The organism is Streptomyces sp. NPDC005551, assembly GCF_042871785.1.
Lineage (GTDB): Bacteria > Actinomycetota > Actinomycetes > Streptomycetales > Streptomycetaceae > Streptomyces.
Window position 1 is genome coordinate 623,142 of record NZ_JBIAJE010000004.1, and the last position, 22,581, is coordinate 645,722.

At 73.8% G+C, this 22,581-nt stretch carries 20 protein-coding genes; 14 read left to right on the plus strand and 6 right to left on the minus strand.

Features of this window, described 5'->3' with window-relative positions; translation table 11 throughout:
• The first annotated feature begins 61 nt into the window (after nt 1-61).
• Nucleotides 62-1,189, plus strand: coding sequence for an alpha/beta hydrolase (locus ACFYP4_RS15160; RefSeq protein WP_388785633.1), 1,128 nt, complete (start codon nt 62-64; stop codon nt 1,187-1,189).
• A 73-nt stretch (nt 1,190-1,262) separates the two neighbouring features.
• On the opposite strand, the gene ACFYP4_RS15165 is transcribed toward ACFYP4_RS15160, so the two are convergent.
• Complete coding sequence (locus ACFYP4_RS15165) at nt 1,263-2,411, minus strand: betaine/proline/choline family ABC transporter ATP-binding protein (RefSeq protein ID WP_358854740.1); 1,149 nt, start codon at nt 2,409-2,411, stop codon at nt 1,263-1,265.
• Between the two features lie 173 nt (nt 2,412-2,584).
• Here ACFYP4_RS15165 and ACFYP4_RS15170 point away from each other — a divergent pair, with 173 nt between their 5' ends.
• From ACFYP4_RS15170 to ACFYP4_RS15185, 4 genes are all read left to right on the plus strand, one after another.
• Nucleotides 2,585-3,307, plus strand: coding sequence for an ABC transporter permease (locus tag ACFYP4_RS15170; protein WP_358854741.1), 723 nt, complete (start codon nt 2,585-2,587; stop codon nt 3,305-3,307).
• A complete protein-coding gene (locus tag ACFYP4_RS15175; RefSeq protein ID WP_358854742.1) occupies nt 3,304-3,984 on the plus strand; it encodes an ABC transporter permease in 681 nt (226 codons plus the stop codon). The genes ACFYP4_RS15170 and ACFYP4_RS15175 overlap by 4 nt, the downstream gene beginning before the upstream one ends.
• A gap of 79 nt (nt 3,985-4,063) precedes the next feature.
• Nucleotides 4,064-5,026, plus strand: a complete 963-nt coding sequence (locus ACFYP4_RS15180; RefSeq protein ID WP_388785636.1) for an ABC transporter substrate-binding protein — start codon at nt 4,064-4,066, stop codon at nt 5,024-5,026.
• A gap of 247 nt (nt 5,027-5,273) precedes the next feature.
• Entirely contained in the window at nt 5,274-7,025 is a 1,752-nt protein-coding gene (locus tag ACFYP4_RS15185) for a hypothetical protein (RefSeq protein WP_388785638.1), read from the plus strand.
• A gap of 248 nt (nt 7,026-7,273) precedes the next feature.
• On the opposite strand, the gene ACFYP4_RS15190 is transcribed toward ACFYP4_RS15185, so the two are convergent.
• Both ACFYP4_RS15190 and ACFYP4_RS15195 read right to left on the minus strand, forming a co-directional pair.
• Nucleotides 7,274-8,581 carry a PH domain-containing protein gene (locus ACFYP4_RS15190; RefSeq protein WP_358854745.1) on the minus strand — a complete coding sequence of 436 codons (1,308 nt, stop codon included), beginning with the start codon at nt 8,579-8,581 and terminating at the stop codon, nt 7,274-7,276.
• A gap of 218 nt (nt 8,582-8,799) precedes the next feature.
• Nucleotides 8,800-9,294: a PH domain-containing protein gene (locus tag ACFYP4_RS15195; protein WP_388785640.1), complete on the minus strand. Its 495-nt coding sequence runs from the start codon at nt 9,292-9,294 to the stop codon at nt 8,800-8,802.
• 31 nt (nt 9,295-9,325) lie between these two features.
• Here ACFYP4_RS15195 and ACFYP4_RS15200 point away from each other — a divergent pair, with 31 nt between their 5' ends.
• Nucleotides 9,326-10,477 (plus strand): NADH-quinone oxidoreductase subunit D, encoded by a 1,152-nt coding sequence (locus ACFYP4_RS15200; RefSeq protein ID WP_358855772.1) that lies wholly within the window; start codon nt 9,326-9,328, stop codon nt 10,475-10,477.
• Here ACFYP4_RS15200 and ACFYP4_RS15205 read toward each other — a convergent pair.
• Nucleotides 10,442-11,485: an SAM-dependent methyltransferase gene (locus ACFYP4_RS15205; protein ID WP_388785642.1), complete on the minus strand. Its 1,044-nt coding sequence runs from the start codon at nt 11,483-11,485 to the stop codon at nt 10,442-10,444. The two genes, ACFYP4_RS15200 and ACFYP4_RS15205, sit on opposite strands and share 36 nt — an antisense overlap.
• Before the next feature lie 164 nt (nt 11,486-11,649).
• On the opposite strand from ACFYP4_RS15205, the gene ACFYP4_RS15210 reads away from it, so the two are divergent.
• Nucleotides 11,650-12,855 (plus strand): sensor histidine kinase, encoded by a 1,206-nt coding sequence (locus tag ACFYP4_RS15210; protein WP_358855774.1) that lies wholly within the window; start codon nt 11,650-11,652, stop codon nt 12,853-12,855.
• Between the two features lie 131 nt (nt 12,856-12,986).
• Entirely contained in the window at nt 12,987-13,658 is a 672-nt protein-coding gene (locus ACFYP4_RS15215) for a response regulator transcription factor (RefSeq protein ID WP_358855775.1), read from the plus strand.
• A gap of 131 nt (nt 13,659-13,789) precedes the next feature.
• Here ACFYP4_RS15215 and ACFYP4_RS15220 read toward each other — a convergent pair whose 3' ends face one another.
• The gene (locus ACFYP4_RS15220) at nt 13,790-14,896 is read right to left on the minus strand and encodes a DUF5937 family protein (protein ID WP_388785645.1); all 1,107 of its coding nucleotides are present in this window, start codon (nt 14,894-14,896) and stop codon (nt 13,790-13,792) included.
• Between the two features lie 161 nt (nt 14,897-15,057).
• Between ACFYP4_RS15220 and ACFYP4_RS15225 the strand changes: the two genes are divergently transcribed.
• On the plus strand, nt 15,058-15,273 hold the full coding sequence (locus ACFYP4_RS15225; RefSeq protein WP_388785647.1) for a hypothetical protein: 216 nt from the start codon (nt 15,058-15,060) through the stop codon (nt 15,271-15,273).
• A 208-nt stretch (nt 15,274-15,481) separates the two neighbouring features.
• On the opposite strand, the gene ACFYP4_RS15230 is transcribed toward ACFYP4_RS15225, so the two are convergent.
• Nucleotides 15,482-16,711 carry a threonine aldolase family protein gene (locus ACFYP4_RS15230; protein WP_388785649.1) on the minus strand — a complete coding sequence of 410 codons (1,230 nt, stop codon included), beginning with the start codon at nt 16,709-16,711 and terminating at the stop codon, nt 15,482-15,484.
• Nucleotides 16,712-16,882: 171 nt separating this feature from the next.
• Here ACFYP4_RS15230 and ACFYP4_RS15235 point away from each other — a divergent pair, with 171 nt between their 5' ends.
• Genes ACFYP4_RS15235 through ACFYP4_RS15255 form a run of 5 tightly spaced genes read left to right on the plus strand, consistent with a single transcriptional unit; the run spans nt 16,883 to nt 22,427 of the window.
• A complete protein-coding gene (locus ACFYP4_RS15235) occupies nt 16,883-17,815 on the plus strand; it encodes a Rossmann-like and DUF2520 domain-containing protein (protein WP_388785651.1) in 933 nt (310 codons plus the stop codon).
• Between the two features lie 34 nt (nt 17,816-17,849).
• Complete coding sequence (gene panC, locus ACFYP4_RS15240; protein WP_358855780.1) at nt 17,850-18,851, plus strand: pantoate--beta-alanine ligase; 1,002 nt, start codon at nt 17,850-17,852, stop codon at nt 18,849-18,851.
• Nucleotides 18,848-20,626 carry an L-aspartate oxidase gene (locus ACFYP4_RS15245; protein WP_388785653.1) on the plus strand — a complete coding sequence of 593 codons (1,779 nt, stop codon included), beginning with the start codon at nt 18,848-18,850 and terminating at the stop codon, nt 20,624-20,626. The genes panC and ACFYP4_RS15245 overlap by 4 nt, the downstream gene beginning before the upstream one ends.
• A 5-nt stretch (nt 20,627-20,631) precedes the next feature.
• Nucleotides 20,632-21,624 (plus strand): carboxylating nicotinate-nucleotide diphosphorylase, encoded by a 993-nt coding sequence (gene nadC / locus ACFYP4_RS15250; protein WP_358855782.1) that lies wholly within the window; start codon nt 20,632-20,634, stop codon nt 21,622-21,624.
• A 5-nt stretch (nt 21,625-21,629) separates the two neighbouring features.
• On the plus strand, nt 21,630-22,427 hold the full coding sequence (locus ACFYP4_RS15255) for a type III pantothenate kinase (protein WP_358855783.1): 798 nt from the start codon (nt 21,630-21,632) through the stop codon (nt 22,425-22,427).
• The last annotated feature ends 154 nt before the right edge of the window (nt 22,428-22,581 follow it).

The window sequence follows — 22,581 nt, forward strand, 5'->3', positions numbered from 1 at the left end:
AAGCGTCCGCGAAGAGGCGTGGCGCGCGCCCGGGACCGGAAAGCGCAGGCAGGAAGAGCCCATGGGTCTCACGAGCAACAAGGTGCTGGTACTGGCGGTCGTGGCCGCCGTGCTGCTGTTCGTCGGCACGGTGTGGCTGTGGCCGCGGCTGGCGCGGCACACCTGGCGGGCCGTCAGCGGCCGGGTCGGGCTGCTGCTGGCCACCCAGGTCGCGGTCTTCTCCGCCGTCGGGCTCTGCGCCAACCAGGCCTTCGGCTTCTACGCCAGTTGGGCGGATCTGTTCGGCCGGGAGAGCGGTCAGGGCGTGGTCGTCGACCACGGCCCCGGCGGGGCGGGCGGCGGCCCCCTCCAGGTGGTCGCCACCCAGCGGGTGAACGTGTCGGGCGGGGCGCGTCCGCAGGTCGGCGGCCAGATCCAGAAGGTCGACGTGGTCGGCCGTACGACCCACATCGCCACGCCCGCGTACGTGTACCTGCCGCCGGAGTACTTCCAGCCGCGCTACCGCACCCGCACGTTCCCGGCCGTCACCGTCCTCACCGGCTACCCGGGCACCGCCGAGGCGCTCATCAAGGGGCTGCACTACCCGCAGACGGCGCACGCGATGGCCAAGGACGGGAAGATCCAGCCGATGATCCTGGTCATGCTGCGGCCGACCGTGGCGCCGCCGCGGGACACCGAGTGCGTCGACGTACCCGGCGGCCCGCAGGCCGAGTCCTTCTTCGCCAAGGACCTCCCCGACGCCGTGGCGGCCCACTACCGGGTGGGCAGGAAGCCCGGCAGCTGGGGTGTCGTGGGTGACTCCACGGGCGGGTACTGCGCGCTGAAACTCGCCGTCCACCACCCCGGGACGTACGCCGCGGGGGCGGGACTCTCGCCGTACTACCGGGCGCCCACCGACCCCACGACGGGCGACCTCTTCCACGGGGACGACGCGCTGCGCGACCACGCCGACCTGTGGTGGTACCTCAGGCACCGGCCAGCGCCCGACACCTCACTGCTCGTCACCAGCAGCAGACAGGGGGAGGCGAACTACCGGGACACGCTGAAGTTCATAGAGCTGGTGAAGTCGAGGCCGCCGACCCGGATCGCGTCGGTCATCCTCGACAGCGGCGGACACAACTTCAACACCTGGCGGCGCGAGATCCCCGGGACCCTCCAGTGGATCAGCGGACGGCTGAGCGACCGCTGAGCACCGCGGGGCCCGGGACGCCCACGGCGAAGGGCCAACGGCGAAGGGCCCGCGGCTCGGGCGGCCGGCGGCCTCAGGAGCCGCTGACCGTCTCCAGATCAACGTCCGCGCGGGCGATGTCCCGGGCGTCCGCGGCCGTCGAGCGGCGCAGGGCCTCGTGCAGCCGGGCGGGGGTGAGGACGCCCAGGAAGCGGCCCTCGCTGTTCTCGTCGATGACGGCGATCCAGCCGGCGTCGTGCTGGAGCATCGTCGAGAACGCCTGCTTCAGGGACGCGCCCACCGGCAGCCAGGCCTCCATGCGGCGGGCGTGCTCCCTGACCGTGCCGGTCCGCCCGCGCGCGTGGTCGGCGGAGATCCAGCCGTGCAGGTCGCCGTTCGCGTCCAGGACGACCGCCCAGGGCGCGTCGAGCCCGGCGGGCAGCGGATCGTCGAGGCGCACCACGGGCGGCTGGTCGAGGTCGCTCTCCTCGATGGGCGTCACCGAGAGCCGCTTCAGGCCCCGGTCCGCGCCCACGAAGTCCGCCACGTAGCCGGTCGCCGGGGCGCCCAGGACGGCGGACGGGGTGTCGAACTGCTCGATGCGGCCGGCGCCGTAGACGGCGATGCGGTCGCCGAGGCGTACGGCCTCCTCGATGTCGTGCGTGACGAACAGGACCGTCTTGCGCACGGACTGCTGGAGCCTCAGGAACTCGTTCTGCAGGTGCTCGCGCACCACCGGGTCGACCGCGCCGAACGGCTCGTCCATGAGCAGTACGGGCGGGTCGGCGGCCAGGGCGCGGGCCACGCCGACGCGCTGGCGCTGGCCGCCGGACAGCTGCTCGGGGTACCGGCCGCCGTAGACGGACGGGTCGAGACCGACCAGGTCGAGCAGCTCGGCCGCGCGCTCGCGGGCCTTGGCCCGCTTGACGCCGAGCAGGTGCGGGACGGTCGCCGTGTTGTCCAGCACCGTCTTGTGCGGGAAGAGGCCGACCTGCTGGATGACGTAGCCGATACGGCGGCGGAGCCGGACGGGGTCGACGGTGGATATGTCCTCGCCGTCCAGATATATCCGGCCGCTCGACGGTTCGATGAGCCGGTTCACCATCTTCATCGTGGTGGTCTTGCCGCAGCCCGAGGGGCCGACCAGCGTGACCAGCTCCCCCTCGGCGACCTCGAAGGACAGGTCGTCGACGGCCGTGGTGCCGTCCGCGTACCGCTTGGTGACGTTCTCGAACCGGATCATGGCTCCCCATTGTGGCCGCGGACGGCGGACGTTGTGTGAAGACGGTGTTTCGCTCGTACGGCGACTCTCGGCCATTGTCAGTGGTCGGCGTTAGGGTCGCCAGCAAGTCAAAACGATGTGCGGGCGTGCGGTCCACTGACATACGTTCGATGATGTGGGGGAGGTGGGACGGAGTGAGCGAGCAGAACTGCCTGGTGGCCAACGACTGGATCTGCGGGGAGTACGTCCGCTCCCGCAGCCAGGAGCTCACCGACGCGACGGTGCAGCACGTGTGGATCACCGTGGTCTCCGTGGCGATCGGTGTCGTCGTGGCCTTCCCGCTGGCGCTGCTGGCCCGCCGGTTCCGCGCCTTCGCCGGACCGATCCTCGGTCTGACGACCGTCCTGTACTCGGTCCCCTCACTCGCAATGTTCTCGCTGCTGCTGCCCCTGTTCGGCCTCTCGGCCTCCCTGGTCGTCACGGGACTCGTCCTGTACTCCCTGACGATCCTCGTACGGAACATCCTCGCCGGGCTGCACGCCGTCCCGGAGGAGGCCCGCGAGGCCGCCCGAGGTCTGGGCTACGGATCCGCGCGGCTGCTCTGGGAGGTCGAACTGCCGCTGGCGCTGCCCTCGGTCCTCGCCGGGATCCGCATCGCCACCGTCTCGACCGTGGCCCTGACGACCGTCGGGTACATCGTGGACTACGGCGGCCTCGGCACGCTCATCGTCAGCGGCCTCCACAGCGACTTCAAGGCGCAGGTGCTCACCGCGTCCGTGATCTGCGTGCTGCTGGCCCTGGCCGCCGATCTGCTGCTGCTCGGGCTCCAGCGGCTGCTCACCCCCTGGGCGCGGGTGACCCGCGCCCCCCGAATACGGCGGCGTGCGGCCCCGGCGAAGGTGGCTGAAGCGGCGTGAACGCGGTATCGGGTGCGTACGACTGGCTGACGACCGGTGCGAACTGGCAGGGCGACAAGGGCGTCTGGCACCGGCTCACCGAGCATCTGTACTTCAGCGGGGTCACGCTCGCCGTCTCCTGTCTCGTCGCGCTGCCGCTCGCGCTGTGGCTCGGGCACATCGGCAAGGGGGGCGCGCTGGCCGTGAACCTCTCCAACGTGGGGCGGGCGGTGCCCACGCTCGCCGTGCTCGTCCTGCTCACCCTCACCCCGCTCGGCCGGCACGGGGACCTGCCCACGCTCATCGCGCTGGTGCTGTTCGCCGTGCCGCCGCTGCTGACGAACGCGTACATCGGCATGAGCGAGGTGGACCGGTCCGTCGTGGAGGCGGCCCGCGGGATGGGCATGAGCGGTGGCCAGGTGTTCCGCCAGGTCGAACTGCCGCTGGCGTATCCGCTGATCATGACCGGGGTGCGGTCCGCGACGGTGCAGATCATCGCCACGGCGACGCTCGCCGCGGCGGCCGGCGAGGGCGGACTGGGCCGGATCATCACCGCCGGATTCAGCCTGCAGGACACCCCGCAGGTGGTGGCCGGCGCGTTCCTCGTCGCCGTGCTCGCGCTGCTGGTCGAGGGCGCGCTGGTGATGGCGGGACGGGTCTTCGACCCGATGCGCGGGCGCCAGGGCACCGCCCGGTGACATCCGGCTTCTCGATACGCGGTGACCTCCCGGTTCCGGGCGCACCGTGATGACGTACGACTTCCGAAGAGGGGTAACGATGAACAGCAGAACGCGTCGGATGGCGGTCGCGGCGGTGGCCGTCGGCGCGCTGACCGCGGGGCTCACCGGGTGCGGCGGGGACAGCCTGGAGGACGACGGCCCCGACAAGGCGTCGGGCGGCGGCAAGGGCAAGCTCGTGGTCGGCGCGGCCGGGTTCACCGAGGCGAAGGTCCTCGGCGAGCTCTACAAGCAGGTGCTCGACAATGCGGGTTACAGCGTCTCGGTCAAGACCGTCGAGAACCGCGAGATCTACGAACCCCAGCTGGAGAAGGGGGCGATCGACATCGTCCCCGATTACGCGGCGACCCTCGCGGAATTCCTCAACGTGAAGGAGAACGGCCCGAAGGCGAAGCCCGTCGCCTCCGCCGATGTCGGCGCCACGGTCGCCGCACTGGAGAAGCTCGCCGGGCCGAGGGGCCTCAAGGTGCTGCCGGCCGGTGCGGCGGTCGACCAGAACGCGTTCGCGGTCAGCACCGAATTCGCCGAGAAGCACGACCTCAAGACCCTTTCGGACCTCGGCAGGTCGGGCGTCAAGGTCAAGATCGCGGCCGGTGACGAATGCGAGACGCGGCCCTTCTGCGCGCCGGGTCTGAAGAAGACGTACGGCATCGACGTCTCCGGAATCGACCCCAAGGGCGTCGGTACGACGCAGTCGAAGCAGGCGGTCAGCAACGGCACGGACCAGCTGGTCCTCACCACGACCACGGACGCGACGCTGAAGAACTTCGACCTCGTGCTCCTTGAGGACGACAAGAAGCTGCAGAACGCGGACAACGTGCTTCCGGTGGTGAACGCGAAGGACGCCGGCGACCGGGCGATAGCCGACACCCTGGGGAAGTTGACGGAAACGCTCACCACGGATGATCTTGTGGAACTCAACCGCAAGGTCGACGAGGAGCGCCAGAAGGAAGCCGATGTGGCGAAGGAGTATCTGGAGTCGAAGGGGCTGATCAAGAAGTAGCCGCCCCGCCTCTCCGGCGGAATGCGCTCTTCGCGGGAGTGAAGTGACGGGCCCCCCGCGGACCGAAGTGGCGGCCCCTGCAACGTCTTTGCGAAGACGTGGGAGGGGTTTCGCCCTGAGGTTGTGGCGCTTTCGCGAGGTGATGCGGTCGTCGTGTTCGTGCCCGGGGCGTGTGAAGGCTGCGGGGTGGCCGTGTTTTTACCTCGCGGGGCACCATGATTCGCCTACGCGCGGTAAGTTTCTGGCCATGCCACGTGGACGTCATCGTCATTCCCCGCCCTTGCACAGGCTGCTGCCTCCTTCGGCGATCGCCGGCGTCTCGCTTCTCTGCGCCGTCGGGCCCTGGCTGTTCACGGATCCCTCGGTGCTCCGTGGGCTGGCCGCGGCTGCCGCGCTGACGACCGTGGTGGGCTCGGTCGTCATGCGCCGCTGGGACACGGCGGCGGGCAAGCGCGTCGCGGAACTCACGCGCGCGCGTGCGAGCGACGAGTGGCGCTACGAGGAGCGGGTCGCCGAACTGGAGACCGACCTGGAGGAGTCGCGCGAGCTGCGCAGCAAGCTGGAGCACCGGCTGCGTGCCAAGCGGACGGAACTGGCGGGCCTGCGCAACGAACACGCGGCGCTGCTGCGGCGGTACGCCACGGCGGAGACGGAGCGCGCGACCGCGCTGGAGAGCCGTCGTGTGCTCGCGATAGAGACGGCGGTTCCCGCACGGGCGCTGACCGCGGCCTCGGCCGACCGGACAGCGCAGGCGCCCGGGGCCGTGGCGTCCCCGGGGGCGTCCGGTGCCGCCGCGTCCGGTGCCGCCGTTCCGTCGGCGGGTCCGGTGTCCGCGTCGGCCATGGAGGCGGCTCGTACGCTTCCGGTGCCGTCGCCCACTCCGGCGTCCGGGCGCACCGGCACCGACCTGAAGGGCCCGCCCGGCCCGGAGGACGGAACCGGCCCGGAGGGCGACGAGTCGGGCGTCGACTCCTCGAAGCCCTTCTCCCCGACGGGTTCCTCGCTGTTCCTGCGCGCCAACTCGGCACTGGACCGGATCGTGGTCGAGCGGGCGGCGAACCCCGACGCCGGATCCGAGCCCGACTCAGGAACCGGCCCCGGTCCGGAGCCGGAGTCCGAGCCCGAGCCCGGCTCGGGGTCCGCAGCCGAACCCGAACTCCAGGTCGACGCGGACGCCGACGCCGACGCCGACGCCGGCGCCGAGGCCGACGCCGACAACGACCACGACGCTGAGGCTGACGCTGAGCGCGAGCCGGGTCCCGGCACGGACGGTCCCGGCCCCGGTGGACGCGCGAAAGGCCCCTCAACCGAGGGCGGTTCCGGCCCGCAGTCCCCCGTCGCGGAGGGCCCGGCCGGGGACACGTCCGCGCGGCGCGGTCCGGTGAAGGACGACCCGGCGCAGGCCGCGTCCGGGCCGGCGCAGGTTCAGGAGGACGAGGCGGAGGGGAAGTCCGAGGCGGCCGACGGGCACCGGCGCGCGGCCGCCGCGCCCTCGGCAGGGGAAACCGCCTCCGCGACCGTCCGGCCGGTCCCCGTGCGACCGCCGTCCACCCGGCCCGCACCCGCCCGCCCGCCCGGCGCTGCCGCTCCGGAGGCCGTCGCACCGCAGGCTTCCGCCGACGAGGCGTCCGCGGCTGTCACCCCCGTGAAGCCCACGAAGCCCGTCAAGTCGATCCGGCCCTCCGGGCACTTCACCGTGCCGACGGCCGTGGCGGTCGTACCGAACGCGCCCCGGCGGCGCCGACGGGTCGAGGGCGGTTTCGACTTCTTCGGTACGCAGCAGGGCACGTCGCCCGACGCGCTGGAGGCCGTGCAGAACGAGGACCTCGCGGACGTCGTCGGCCAGGAGGCGCTCGCGCTGCACAAGGCCGAGTCTGAGGCCGTCCAGTTCAAGCCCGCGGACGAGGAGTCCCGCGGAGTGGGCCAGGTCATCGACCTGACCGCGCACGACGAGACGGAGCGGATCGACCTGGCGGGACTGCGGAGCGCGGTCTCCTGAGACAGGAAGGCCGCTGAGGCAGGACGTCCACGGGTTTCGTGTGAGGGCACCGGCACTGTCGCCGGTGCCCTCACGTCGTACCGGGCCGGGACCGCACCGCGCGTCTTCCGGCCGTCCGCAAGCGCCCGCGTCGGCCTCCGGCCCCCGGGCGCTGCGGCCTCCGGCGCTGCGGTCCCCGGGCGCTGCGGTCCCCGGGCGCTGCGGTCCCCGGGCCTGCGGCCCCGGCTCTGCGGGCCGCCCGTCGTGCTTCAGGCCATCCAGCGGTCCGGGCGGGCCTGTCCGCGCCCCGTGCGTGAGCGGTCGGCCTGGGACTGGAGGAGTGCCGCCGCCTCCCCGGCGTCCCGCAGCCGCGCCGTCACCGTCCTGTTGGCGCCGGTGTCCACATGGACGTCCGCGAGCCCCTTGAAGCGGGCCCAGGGCCCCTGTTCGAACCGCACGCTCTGCACCTTCGCGTGCGGTACGAGGGCGAGGCTGCGACGCAGCAGCCCGTGGCGCGCCACGAACGCGGTGTCAGTGACGGCGAGTCCGTAGCCCCGCCACCAGAAGGGAAGACACCAGCCGGCCCGGCGCGGCGGACGCGACAGCGCGCCCGGCACGACCACGCCCGGCAGCACCCGGGCGATCACCGCGTCGGCGATCTCGCGCGGAGCGACCGGCACGAGCACGGAGTTGGACGATCCGGCCACGTCCAGCTCGACACGGACCCACCCGCGCCGCCGCCACAGCAGCGGCTCGACGATCCGCACGGTCTGCACCCGGCCGGGCGGCACCGTCTCGTGCGTACGGTCGAGGAGGCCGTGGTCGATCCGCAGGCCGTCCGGGGACTCGCCCACCGTCCAGTCGTACTCGGCGACGAAGCGTCCCACGCTGCTCGCGCCCGCCGCGCCGAGCAGCGGCAGGCCCGTCGCGAGAACCGTCCACACGCTGTGGGTGAAGAACCAGAGCAGCGACGGCACGACGAGCGCGGCGGTCAGGGTTCCCCAGGTGGCGCCGGTCAGGACCAGGGAGACGGCGAGGACGCCCGCGGGCACGTGCAGCAGCCTCCGCACCGGTGCCTCGCCGACCTCGTGAGCCGTCTCGGGCGCGAAACCGGCGGCGCGCGCGAGGAGTTCGGCACGCAGGGCACGGGCCTCACCCTCACCGAGGTAGGCGAGTTCGTCCTTCTTGTCGGTCCCTATGACGTCGAGTTTGAGCTTGGTGACCCCGGCGACGCGGGCCAGCAGCGGCTGGGTGATGTCGACGGCCTGGAGCCGGTCGAGCCGGATGTGCGCGGTGCGGCGGAACATCAGGCCGGTACGGATGCGCAGTTCGGTCGGGGTCACCGCGTAGTGGGTGAACCACCAGGTCAGGAAACCGTAGAGGGCGGCAGCCGGGACGAACACGGCCAGCCCGACGAGCAGCGTGGTCGTCGTCAGCCGGGTCAGCTGCGCCTGCGCCTGGCCGGGGTCGTGCACCGCCCAGCCGGCCAGCACGGCGACGGGCGCCCAGGCCCGGCGCAGCGGAGTCACGGGGTGCAGGCGCTGCTCGACGAGCGCGGACGCCTCCGCCGGCGCCACCGCGCCATCGGCGCCGGGAACGCCCGCGGCCCCCGGTGCCGACGTGTCCGGTACCTGTGCGGCCCCCGGCGCCGACGTGTCCGCCTCCGCGGGCCCCGGCGCCGATGTGCCCGGAACCCCTGTCGTCTCCGGCGTCGACGTGTCCGAAGCGCCCGCGGTCCCCGGCAGTGGCAGGTCCGCAGGTGCCGGTTCGGAGGGGACCGGCGGCGGGGGCGGGGTCACAGGCCCGCCGATCGGGCCTCGCCGAGTTCCGTGAGCCGGTCCCGCAGCCGCTCGGCCTCCGCCGGGTCGAGGCCCGGAATGCGGGCGTCGGTCGCCGCCGCCGCCGTGTGCAGCTGCACGCTCGCCAGCCCGAAGTACCGCTCCACGGGCCCCGAGGTCACCTCGACCAGCTGCATGCGCCCGTACGGCACGACGGTCTCCTCGCGCCACAGCACACCCCGGCTGATCAGCAGGTCGTCCGCGCGCTCGGCGTACCGCCAGGAGCGCCAGTTGCGCCCCAGCACCGGCCAGCCCCACAGGGCCAGACCGAGGGGGAGCAGCGCGAAGGCCGCCCAGCCGGGCCCGGCGAGCAACCCGAGGCCGAGCCCTACGGTGATCGCCGCGAGCCCCGCCCACACCACCAGCAGCAGCCGTCGCATCCGGAGCAGGCCCGGCGGCAGGCCGGTCCAGACGGGCTCGCCCGCCGCGTTCTGTGTGGTCCCCGTCTCCATGCCGCAAGGGTACGTACGAGAGACTGTCCCCATGACTCCCACGACGGAGACCATGGTCGGTATCGGCGGCGCCGCGGAGAGCACCGACATGGTGCTCAACATCGGGCCACAGCACCCGTCCACACACGGCGTGCTCAGGCTGCGGCTCGTCCTCGACGGCGAGCGGATCCAGCACGCGGAGCCGGTCATCGGCTACATGCACCGCGGCGCGGAGAAGCTCTTCGAGGCCCGCGACTACCGCCAGATCATCATGCTCGCCAACCGCCACGACTGGCTCTCCGCCTTCTCGAACGAGCTGGGCGTGGTCCTCGCCGTGGAGCGGATGCTCGGCATGGAGGTCCCCGAGCGCGCGGTGTGGATGCGCACGCTCCTGGCGGAGCTGAACCGCGTCCTCAACCACCTGATGTTCCTCGGGTCGTACCCCCTGGAGCTGGGCGGGATCACCCCGGTCTTCTACGCCTTCCGGGAGCGCGAGGAACTCCAGAACGTCATGGAGGAGATCTCCGGCGGGCGCATGCACTACATGTTCAACCGCGTCGGCGGCCTCAAGGAGGACCTGCCGGCCGGCTGGGCCACGCGCGCGCGTGAGGCCGTCGCCTCCGTCCGCTCGCGGATGAGCGTGTACGACGACCTGGTGCTCGGCAACGAGATCTTCCGGGGCCGCACGCGCGGTGTCGGTGTGCTGTCGCCCGAGGCCGTGCACGCGTACGGGGTGAGCGGGCCGATCGCGCGCGCCTCCGGGGTCGACTTCGACCTGCGCCGCGACGAGCCGTACCTCGCCTACCCGGAACTCCAGGACACGCTGAAGGTGGTCACGCGCCGGGAGGGCGACTGCCTCGCCCGCTTCGAGTGCCTGCTGGAGCAGACGCACGTCGCCCTGGCGCTCGCCGACGCCTGCCTCGACCGCCTCGCGGACCTGGCGCCGGGCCCGGTCAACCAGCGGCTCCCCAAGGTCCTGAAGGCCCCCGAGGGACACACGTACGCGTGGACCGAGAACCCGCTGGGCATCAACGGCTACTACCTGGTCAGCAAGGGCGAGAAGACCCCGTACCGGCTGAAGCTGCGCTCCGCCTCGTACAACAACATCCAGGCGCTGGCCGAACTGCTGCCGGGCACGCTGGTGGCCGACATGGTGGCGATCCTGGGGTCACTGTTCTTCGTGGTCGGGGACATCGACAAGTAGGTCCGCGGGTACGCCGACGGGCTGGAGCAGCCAGCCGAAGTCGCCGAGTCCGCCCGCGGCGGTGAGCTCGGCGGCGGCGCCCGCGTCCGCGAGGGCCCGTACGTACGCCGCGGGGTCCGTGGTCGCCAGGGACAGCGGCGGGCGGTCGCCCCGCACGCCGAGCGCGCGCAGGGCCGCCCGCTGCGTCACCATGCGCCCGCCGGGCAGCGCGCACGCGTCCAGCGCCACGTGCGCCGTGAGGTCGCACGACCCGTCGGGCACGGGCGGGATCTCGCGGCCCGCGCGGAAACCGGTGAGCGTCCCGAAGGGGGGCCGCGCGCCCGCGAAGTGCGCGTAGTCCACGGCGACGGCGAGGCCCCGGTCGAGGGCGGCGACGGCGCGGGCCCAGGCGGCGTCCCTCGGGAGGCCGATCTCGGCCCGCATGCCCGCGGACGGCGTCGGCCACCAGCGCGCGAGCCACTCGGCGTCCGCCCCGGCGACGGGCGGCCCGAGCCGCTCCGTCCCGTCCCGGTGTACGAGGACCAGCCGGGGTACGCCCTCCGCGTCCGCCTCGGCCACCTCCACGGGGACGTTGTCGAGCCACTCGTTGGCGAACAGCAGACCGGTGATCCCCTCCGGGGGCTCCGGCAGCCACTCGATCCGGTGATCGAGACCGGCGGGGCGCCCGGCCCGCTCGACCGCGTACCCGCGCACGCGGGCGGCGACGTCGCCGGGCAGGACCGCGAGGACACCGGTCACGAGTTCGCCCCGGCCCGCCGCCATGTCGACGAAGGCCAGATCCGCCGGGCGTCCCAGCACCTCGTCCACGCGGCACAGCAGCCGTGCCACGGCCCGCGCGAAGAGCGGGGAGGCATGGACCGACGTGCGGAAGTGCCCCGCGGGCCCCTCCGGGCGCAGATAGAAGCCGTGGGGCCCGTACAGCGCCTCCTCGGCCGCCGCACGCCACCCGCGCCGGCCGTCGGCCGTCTCCCGCCGTACACCCCGGCCGTCCGCCGCCTCATCCGTCACCGGCCCAGGCTAGAGCCCTCCCGGCTCCCCGGCCGACCCCGTCCCGGGGAGCCCGGTAGCCGCAGAGGACTGCGGGCCCTCCACCTTGGGGAGTACGCGTACGGGTTGCGGATCGATCCTCCGGTTGACCCCTGCACACACCGCGCCTACCTACTCTGGGTTACGTGCAGCGCCTCTATGACTTTCTCCGCAGGTACCCCACGTGGGTCGACTGCTTCTGGGCCGTCGTCCTGTTCGGGATCACCGGCGTGAGTCTTCGCAGTGTCAGCGGGGCGTCGGAGCACCGGGGGCCGCTCGCCGTGGCGCTCCCGGTCGCCGCCGTCCTGTGTCTCGTGATCGCGCTGCGCCGCCGGATGCCCGAGAAGATGCTCGTGCTGGCGGCGGCCACCGGCGTGGCGCAACTCGTCCTGGACGTGGGGGTGTCGCCCGCGGACTTCGCGCTGCTGGTGATCATCTACACCGTCGCCGCGGACGGCGCCCGCTGGGCCTCCAGATTCGCCCTGGTCGGCGGGCTCTGCGCGGCGGCCCTGTCCCAGCTGCGCTGGCCGCAGGAGGCGACGGGCACCCCGGGCATCGTCCTGATAGCGGTCTTCCAGACGGTGCCCTTCGCGCTCGCGTGGGTGCTCGGCGACTCCATCCGCACCCGCCGCGCCTACCTCGCGCAGCTGGAGGAGCGTGCCGCCCGCCTGGAGAAGGAACGCGAGGCGCAGTCGAAGGTCGCCGTCGCCGCCGAACGCGCCCGGATCGCCCGCGAACTGCACGACGTCGTCGCGCACAACGTCTCCGTCATGGTGGTCCAGGCCGACGGCGCCGCCTACGTCCTCGACACCGCCCCCGACCAGGCCAAGAAGGCCCTGGAGACCATCTCGGGGACCGGTCGGCAGGCGCTCGCCGAGATGCGCCGCCTGCTCGGCGTGCTGCGCACCGGCGAGCACCAGGAGGGCGGTGAGTACGTCCCGCAGCCCGACGTGGAGCAGCTCGACGACCTCATCGAGCAGGTGCGCACCGCCGGTCTGCCCGTCGACTACAAGGTCGAGGGCACCCCGCGCCCGCTGCCCAGCGGTGTCGAGCTGACCGCGTACCGCATCGTGCAGGAGGCCCTGACCAACACCCGCAAGCACGGCGGCCCGAACGCGGGCGCCAGCGTGCGGCTGGTGTACTTCGACGACGGCCTCGGGCTGCTGGTCGAGGACGACGGCAAGGGCGCACCGCACGAGCTGTACGAGGAAGGGGGCGCCGACGGCCGGGGCCACGGCCTGATCGGCATGCGCGAGCGGGTGGGCATGGTCGGCGGCACCCTGGACGCCGGGCCGCGCCCCGGCGGAGGCTTCCGCATCAGCGCCCTGCTGCCGCTCAAGGCCGCCCACTGACACCTGTACATACGTTCGCCGCACACCTGTACGTATCGTGCCCGATCCGTACGCGATGCTGGTGTCCGGGACCCACCCGGCCTCGTAGGCGCCCGACCCGCTGACCCCCGTACGTCTCTGAAAGGACCCCGATGGCGATCCGCGTGATGCTCGTCGACGACCAGGTGTTGCTGCGCACCGGCTTCCGGATGGTGCTCGACGCCCAGCCGGACATGGAGGTCGTGGCCGAGGCGGGCGACGGCGTCGAGGCCCTCCAGGTGCTGCGGGGGACCGACGTCGACGTGGTGCTGATGGACGTCCGCATGCCGAAACTGGACGGCGTCGAGACCACCCGTCGCATCTGCTCGGACACCGAGCCGCCGAAGGTGCTGATCCTGACCACGTTCGACCTCGACGAGTACGCGTTCTCCGGGCTGAAGGCGGGCGCCTCCGGATTCATGCTCAAGGACGTGCCGCCGGGCGAGCTGCTGACCGCGATCCGCTCCGTGCACAGCGGTGACGCCGTCGTCGCGCCCTCCACGACCCGGCGCCTGCTCGACCGGTTCGCCCCGATGCTGCCCACTGCCGGCAAGCAGCCCCAGCACGCGGAGCTGGAACGGCTCACCGGCCGCGAGCGCGAGGTCATGGTGCTGGTCGCGCAGGGACTGTCGAACGGCGAGATCGCCGCCCGGCTGGTCCTGTCCGAGGCCACCGTCAAGACCCACGTGGGCCGCATCCTCACCAAGCTGGGACTGCGCGACCGTGTCCAGGTGGTCGTCCTCGCCTACGAGACGGGCCTGGTGCGGGCGGGCGGCCACGGCTGACCGGGGACGCGACCGGCGGGCGACCCGGGCGCACCGGCGAGCTCGCCCGGCGCGACGGTGTCGTGACCGCGTCGCCCCCGTGACGGTCACCGAGCCCCGCTGCTTCGAGGAGACGTCCGGCCGGGCAGGCCTCAGCGCAGGATGCCCTCCAGGAAGTCGCTGCCGAGGCGGGCCACCACGGTGACGTCCAGCTGGTGCAGGACGTACCGGCCGCGACGGCGGGTGGTGAGCAGACCCGCCTTCTTGAGGACGCCGAGGTGCCGGGATATCTCGGGGGCCGTCATGCCGTGCACCTGCGCCAGCTCCCCCGTGGTGTACGCGCTGCGGGCCAGATGACGGCAGATCCGCATCCGGACCGGGTGGGACAGCGCCGTCATCCGCAGGGCCAGCTGCTCGACCGAGGGCGGGACGGCCGGCTCCGGCGACCCGACCGGGTAGTGCAGGACCGGCTGCCATCCGTAGCGGTGGAGGACCATCAGGTGCGGCCGGCCGAGCGCGGTCGGCACCAGCAGCAGTCCGCCGTCCGCCGTGGCGGTGTGACCGTCGGCCAGCTTGTCCACGACGATCCGTCCGGCGGACTCGTCCAGTGTCACGGAAGAGGAGACCGAGGCCAGCGCCCCGGCGAGGCCCTTGCGGCGGAACAGGTCCGTCTTGTGCCGGGCGTCCGCCGCGAGCTGGTGCCGCAGCCGCGACCACGCCTCCGCGAAGAACGCCTCGTCACAGTCCTGCGCGAACTGCCGCAGCCACGCCCGCACACCCGGCGGGTCCTCCAGCAGCCGCCGGGCGAACCGCACCTGGTGCGGCCCGCGCGAGGCCGCCAGCTCCAGGGCACGCGCGCGCAGCCGCGGGTCGGACAGCGTGTCGGGGCCGGGCGCGTCGTACGACAGCGCGCACGTGAACTCGAGCGCCGCCGCGACGAACTGCTCGTCCGTCAGCTTGTCCAGCAGGTCCAGGTCCTCGGCGAGCGTGGCCCCCGGCAGCGTGGATCCGCCGGGGATGCCCGCGGCGGGCAGGAAGAGGTCCGAGAACGTCGTGCGCCACAGGAAGTCGGCCTCGCACATCCGGTCGGCGAGATGCGGGTCGAGGCCCGCGGTCACCGTGGTCGCCCAGCCCTGCAGCCCCGGATGGTGCCCCGGCTCGGACAGCGCGTGCAGCGCCATCCCCAGCTCGGCCAGCGGGGACGGCACGACGGCGACCCGCTCCCGCCGCAGCCCGGTGACGTCGATGCTCACGCTCATGCCCTCATGGTGCACCGCCCCGCCGACAACGCCGCCGCCGACCGACACCGGCTGCCCGCCGGCAGGACGGACGCCGGGTGCGGGCGCAGGCTGGGAGCACCGCGCCACCGCGGGCCCACACCGGATCCCGACCGTTCTCCGTCACGAAGAGGCGAACCGCCATGAGCATCACCCAGCAGTACCTCCTGGACACCTACCGGGCCCGGCAGCTCGGCGAGCCGCCCCCGCCCGCGCCGGGCGCCCAGGACCGGCGGACGGCACGGGAACTGCGCGACGTCCGGCGCTTCCGCGCCGTCTTGGCGGGCCGGCCGGCCCGCGGGCGGATCCGGGAGGCCGCCGGCCGGTGGCTGCGCGCCCGGCGGCACGTGAGCCGCTGACACCCACCGCCCGGGCCAGGGTGCGTGCCCGAGCGGCCCTGGCGGACCCGGCCGGGCGACGACCCCGGCGGCCCGCCCCGGAACCCGAGCGGCGCTGGCGGGACCCGGCCGTCGCCCCCTGCCCCCGGCGGCCCGGCCGGGGACCCGAGCGGCCCTGGCGGAACCAGGCCGGCGCGCCGGCCCTCCGGCCGCCCGCCCCGGAACCCGGCTAGCCCGCGGCCGGCAGCCGCGCGGCGAAGTCCCGGACGGCCGCCCGCACCTCGTCGGCCGTCCACTCCAGCCCCGCGGACCGCACGGACACCTCGGTCCACGACACCCCCGGCCCGCCACGGGCCCACGCGCCGGTGAACAGGTACGTCCCGGTGTCCTCGGCCTGGGCGACGGCCGCGTCCTCCAGCACCTCGGGGTCGTACGGCAGCCATACCTGGAAGTCGTGGGTGTGCGGCTCCTCCGGGTGGACGCGCCCCCACGGCACCCCGGCGGCGGCGAACCCCTCGCGCAGCGCGGCGGCGACCACACGCGCGTGGGCCACGTACTCCGGCAGCCGGGGCAGCTCCCGCTCCAGACCGGCGAGCGCGGACAGCACCGCGGGAAACTGCTGGACGATCAGGCCGCCGTACCGGTGCCGCCAGGCCTTCGCCTCCTCGACGAGGGTCCGCGGCCCGGCCAGCGCCGCCCCGCTGTACCCGTCGAGCGACTTGTAGAACGACACGTAGACGCTGTCCGCGAGGCCCGCGATCTCGGCCAGGGGCCGCCCGAAGTGCGGGGTGCACTCCCACAGGCGTGCCCCGTCGAAGTGGACCACCGCGTCGCGTTCCCGCGCGGCCTCCACCACCGCGGACAGCTCCTCCCAGGTGGGCAGGACGAAACCGGCTTCCCGGAGGGGCAGTTCGAGCATCAGCGCCCCGAAGGGCTCCTTGAAGTCGCGTATCTCCTGGGCGGTCGGCAGCCGAGGCTGGTCCGTCACCCGGACCGGGCGCAGCCCGCTGACCGTGCTGAACGCGTTCCGTTCGTGCACCTCGGGGTGGGACAGCGCGTGCAGGGCGACCGTCGGGTTCCCGGTGCGGGCGGCCCAGCAGCGCAGGGCCACCTGCTGGGCCATCGTGCCGGTGGGGAAATAGGCGGCGGCCTCCGTGCCCAGCAGTCCGGCGACCCGCTCCTCCAGGGCCTCGACGATCCCGTTCCCGTAGACGTCCACGGACGCGTCCAGGTCGTACAGGCGCGCCGCGTCGTCCAGGACCGCCAGCCGCTCCCGGAGCGTGGCCCGGTGGCCGGCGCGGGCCAGCAGACGCCGGGCACCCCGGTAGGCGGCCGTCCGGCGCTCGCGCCGCCGCTGCTCCGAGGGCGCCCCGCCCGCTCCGCCGCCGGACCCCGGCGCGGCCGCCCGCTCGCCGTCCCGCGCCGCCCGGTCCTCGCCCTGCTCCGCCGTTTCGCTCATCCCCGGATCATCCCCCGGGGCGGCCCGCACCGGCACCCGCGTGCGTGCTCCGCAGGGCCCGCGGGAACCCACAGCCTGTGGACAACCGGACGGCCCTCGAACCAATCGCGTTAACATGACGAGAAATCGTCCGGTACCCCGAGCGGACTGGAACGGGAAGGCCGCCGTCGAGTGAGTACATTCCAACAGCCAGAGCCCAAGGACCGCCCCGCGCGGCTGACCGTCGGCGTCGTCGGCGCCGGTCGCGTCGGTCCGGCGCTCGCCGCGTCGCTCCAGCTGGCGGGACACCGTCCGGTGGCCGTCTCCGGGGTCTCCGACGCCTCCGTGCGCCGCGCCGCGCGGATGCTGCCCGACGTGCCGCTGGTGACCCCGGCCGAGGTCATGGAGCGCGCCGACCTGGTCCTGCTGACCGTCCCCGACGACGCCCTGCCCGGCCTCGTCGAGGGACTCGCGGAGACCGGAGCCGTCCGGCCGGGCCAGCTCCTCGTCCACACCTCCGGGCGGTACGGCACGCGGGTGCTCGACCCGGCGCTGCGGGCGGGCGCGCTGCCCCTCGCGCTGCACCCCGCGATGACCTTCACCGGCACCCCGGTGGACGTCCAGCGGCTGGCCGGCTGCTCCTTCGGGGTCACCGCCCCCGACGAGCTGCGCCTGGCCGCCGAGGCCCTGGTCATCGAGATGGGCGGCGAGCCGGAGTGGATCGCCGAGGAGAGCCGCCCGCTCTACCACGCGGCCCTCGCGCTCGGCGCGAACCACCTGGTGACCCTGGTCGCCGAGTCCATGGAGCTGCTGCGCGCCGCGGGCGTCGAGGCCCCCGACCGCATGCTCGGCCCGCTGCTCGGCGCCGCCCTGGACAACGCCCTCAGGTCCGGCGACGCGGCCCTCACCGGCCCCGTGGCGCGCGGCGACGCCGGCACGGTCGCCGCGCACGTCGCCGAACTGCGCAGGCACGCCCCGCAGACCGTCCCCGGCTATCTGGCGATGGCCCGCGCGACCGCCGACCGCGCCCTCGCCCACGGACTGCTGAAGCCGGAACTCGCCGAGGACCTCCTCGGGGTACTCGCCGACGGCGCGGCCCTGCCCGACGACGGGAGCGACCGATGACCACGCCTGTCCCGCGCACCGACGGGAGCCACCGATGAGCACCGCACTGCTGCGCACCGCGGACGAACTGCACGCGCGCGCACGGCACGGCAGGCGCGCCGTCGTGATGACGATGGGCGCCCTGCACGAGGGCCACGCCACGCTGGTCCGCGCCGCCCGGGACCTCGCCGGCCCCGGCGGCGAAGTGGTCGTCACCGTCTTCGTGAACCCGCTCCAGTTCGGCAAGGGCGAGGACCTCGACCGCTACCCGCGCACCCTCGACGCCGACCTCGCAATCGCCGAGGCGTCCGGCGCGGACGTCGTGTTCGCCCCCTCCGTGGACGAGGTCTACCCCGGCGGCGAACCCCAGGTCCGGGTCAGCGCCGGCCCCATGGGCGGCCGCCTGGAGGGCGCCGTGCGCCCCGGGCACTTCGACGGCATGCTCACCGTCGTCGCCAAGCTGCTGCACCTCACCCGCCCCGACGTGGCGCTGTACGGGCAGAAGGACGCCCAGCAGCTCGCCCTGATCCGCCGCATGGTGCGCGACCTGAACTTCGGCATCGAGATCGTCGGCGTACCCACCGTGCGCGAGGAGGACGGGCTCGCCCTGTCCAGCCGCAACCGCTACCTCTCCGCCGAGGAGCGCCGTACCGCGCTCGCGCTGTCCCAGTCCCTGTTCGCGGGCCGCGACCGGCACGCCGCGCAGGAGGCACTGCGCGCGCGGGCCCGGGAGGTCCCCGCCACGCGTGCGCGTGCCGAGGCCCTCAGCGCCATAGGGGAGTCCCGCGCCGCCGCCGACGCGCACGCCGTCGCCAAGGCCGCCCCCGCGGCCGCCTCGGGCCCGGCCGCCGTGCGCGCCGCCGCCCGGCTCGTCCTGGACGACGCGGCCCGCCTGGAACCGGCGCTGGCCCTGGACTATCTGGCACTGGTCGATCCGGCGGACTTCACCGAGATCGCGGACGACTTCACCGGCGAGGCGGTCCTCGCCGTCGCCGCCCGGGTCGGCACGACCCGGCTGATCGACAACATCCCCCTCACCTTCGGAGCCGCCACGTGACCGGCACAGGTACCGGCATACGCCTGCACGCCCCCGCCCCCGGCTGGTCCGTCGAGGCCGACGTCGTGGTGGTGGGCTCCGGTGTCGCGGGGCTCACCGCGGCCCTGCGCTGCGAAGCCGCGGGCCTGCGGACGGTCGTCGTCACCAAGGCCCGCCTGGACGACGGCTCCACACGCTGGGCGCAGGGCGGCATCGCCGCGGCCCTCGGCGAGGGCGACACCCCCGAACAGCACCTGGAGGACACCCTCGTCGCCGGCGCCGGCCTGTGCGACGAGGAAGCCGTCCGCATCCTCGTCACCGAGGGCCCGGACGCCGTACGGCGGCTGATCGCGACCGGCGCGCACTTCGACGAGTCCGCCGAGGGCGCCCTGGAGCTGACCCGCGAGGGCGGCCACCACCGCCGCCGCATCGCCCATGCCGGCGGCGACGCGACCGGCGCCGAGATTTCCCGCGCGCTCGTCGACGCGGTCCGCGCGCGCGGCCTGCGCACCGTCGAGAACGCGCTGGTCCTGGACCTCCTCACGGACGCCGACGGCCGCACCGCCGGGGTCACCCTGCACGTCATGGGGGAGGGCCAGCACGACGGCGTGGGCGCCGTCCACGCGCCCGCCGTGGTCCTCGCGACCGGCGGCATGGGCCAGGTCTTCTCGGCCACCACCAACCCGTCCGTGTCCACCGGGGACGGCGTGGCGCTCGCCCTGCGCGCGGGCGCCGAGGTCAGCGATCTGGAGTTCGTCCAGTTCCACCCGACGGTGCTCTTCCTCGGAGCGGACGCGGAGGGCCAGCAGCCGCTGGTCTCCGAGGCGGTACGAGGCGAGGGCGCCCACCTGGTCGACGCGGCCGGCGTGCGCTTCATGGTGGGACAGCACGAACTGGCCGAACTGGCGCCCCGGGACATCGTCGCCAAGGGCATCATGCGCCGCATGCTGGAGCAGGACGCCGAGCACATGTTCCTCGACGCCCGCCACTTCGGCGCCGACATGTGGGAGCACCGCTTCCCGACCATCCTCGCCGCCTGCCGCGCGCACGGCATCGACCCGGTCACCGAGCCCGTCCCCGTCGCCCCGGCCGCCCACTACGCGTCCGGGGGCGTCCGCACCGACCACCACGGCCGTACGACGGTCCCCGGCCTGTACGCGTGCGGCGAGGTCGCCTGCACCGGCGTCCACGGCGCGAACCGGCTCGCCTCCAACTCCCTCCTGGAGGGACTGGTCTACGCCGAGCGCATCGCCGCCGACATCGCCGCCCGCCACGAGGAGGACCCCCTCCACGCGCGCGTGCCGGCGCCCGTCCCGCACCCCGAGAAGCCCGCGCACCCGCTGCTCGCCCCCGAGGCCCGGTTCGCCATCCAGCGGATCATGACCGACGGCGCGGGCGTCCTGCGCTCGGCGGATTCCCTGGCCGCGGCGGCCGACCGCCTCCAGCGCCTGCACGCCGACGCCCGCGACGCCCTCGACGAGAACGGCAAGACGTCCGAGCCCGGCGTCGACACCTGGGAGTCCACCAACCTCATGTGCGTGGCCCGGGTCCTGGTCGCCGCCGCCCTGCTGCGTGAGGAGACCCGCGGCTGCCACTGGCGCGAGGACCACGCCGACCGGGACGACACCGCCTGGCGGCGCCACATCGTCGTACGGCTGAATCCCGACCGGACCCTCGCCCTGCGCACCACCGAGACAGCAGACTTCCCCCCGACGACCCTCCCCGAGGCTCCCGGCCCAGCCCGGACCGGAGGGATCTCCATGCCCCAGCCGTCGCCCCGTCCCCAGGAGCAGTGACCCAAGTGAGCACCCCCGACCTTCCCCTCGCCCAGAGCGGCGGCTGTGGCGACGGCTGCGGCTGCGCCGCCGACACGGACGAGGAGTACCTGGAGTGCGGGCTCGATCCCGCGCTCGCGCAGCTCCTGGCCGACGCGGGGCTCGACCCCGTGGAGGTCGAGGACATCGCGCACCTGGCCATCGAGGAGGACCTCGACCACGGCGTGGACGTGACGACCGTCGCGACCATCCCCGAGGACGCCGTCTCCACCGCCGACTTCACCGCACGCGAGGCGGGCGTCGTCGCGGGCCTGCGGGTCGCGGAGGCCGTCGTCTCGGTGGTCTGCACCGACGAGTTCGAGGTGGAGCGGCACGTCCTGGACGGCGACCGCGTCGAGGCGGGCCAGAAACTCCTCAGCGTCACCACCCGCACCCGGGACCTGCTGACCGCCGAGCGCAGCGCGCTCAACCTCCTGTGCCGGCTGTCCGGCATCGCGACCGCCACGCGCGCGTGGGCCGACGCCCTGGAGGGTACCGGCGCACGGGTGCGCGACACCCGCAAGACGACGCCCGGACTGCGCTCCCTGGAGAAGTTCGCGGTGCGCATGGGCGGCGGCGTCAACCACCGCATGTCGCTCTCGGACGCCGCCCTCGTCAAGGACAACCACGTGGTCGCCGCGGGCGGTGTGGCGCAGGCCTTCGAGGCCGTCCGGGAGGCTTTCCCCGAGCTGCCCATCGAGGTCGAGGTCGACACCCTGGACCAGCTGCGCGAGGTCGTGGACGCGGGCGCCGACCTGATCCTCCTGGACAACTTCACGCCCGCCGAGTGCGAGGAGGCCGTGGCGCTCGTCGGCGGCCGCGCGCTCCTGGAGGCGTCGGGCCGCCTCACCCTCGGCAACGCGGAGCGCTACGCGAAGACGGGCGTCGACTACCTGGCGGTGGGCGCCCTCACGCACTCCGCGCCCATCCTGGACATCGGCCTCGACCTGCGCGAGGCGTCGACGGACGAGGCGGAGTAGGACCGATGCTGCTCACGATCGACGTCGGCAACACCCACACCGTCCTCGGCCTCTTCGACGGCGAGGAGATCGTCGAGCACTGGCGCATCTCGACGGACGCCCGCCGCACGGCCGACGAGCTCGCCGTGCTCCTCCAGGGGCTCATGGGCATGCACCCGCTGCTCGGCGTGGAGCTCGGCGACGGCATCGACGGCATCGCCATCTGCGCCACCGTCCCCTCGGTCCTGCACGAGCTGCGCGAGGTGACCCGCCGGTACTACGGCGACGTGCCCGCGGTCCTCGTCGAGCCGGGCGTCAAGACCGGCGTGCCGATCCTCACGGACCACCCCAAGGAGGTCGGCGCGGACCGCATCATCAACGCGGTCGCCGCCGTCGAGCTCTACGGCGGTCCGGCGATCGTCGTCGACTTCGGTACGGCGACGACGTTCGACGCGGTCAGCGCGCGCGGGGAGTACGTCGGCGGTGTCATCGCCCCCGGCATCGAGATCTCCGTCGACGCGCTCGGGGTCAAGGGCGCCCAGCTCCGCAAGATCGAGGTGGCCAGGCCGCGCGCGGTGATCGGCAAGAACACGGTCGAGGCCATGCAGTCCGGGATCATCTACGGGTTCGCGGGCCAGGTCGACGGCGTCGTCGAGCGCATGGCGCGCGAGCTGGCCGACGACCCGGACGACGTCACGGTCATCGCGACGGGCGGGCTGGCGCCCATGGTGCTGGGCGAGTCCTCCGTCATCGACGAGCACGAGCCCTGGCTCACCCTGATCGGCCTCCGCCTGGTCTACGAACGAAACGTCTCCCGCACGTAGATCCGCTCCCGGGCAGGCAGGTCCACGCTGTACCCCGGCACGGTGGGCCGCAGCGAGGACGGCCGGCACCCGCCCTCCCACGGAAGGGGCCGTGCCGGTACATCGGATGCCCGTTGCAGGTCGGGCAGGAAGCGCCGGTCCACCCCTGTGACCA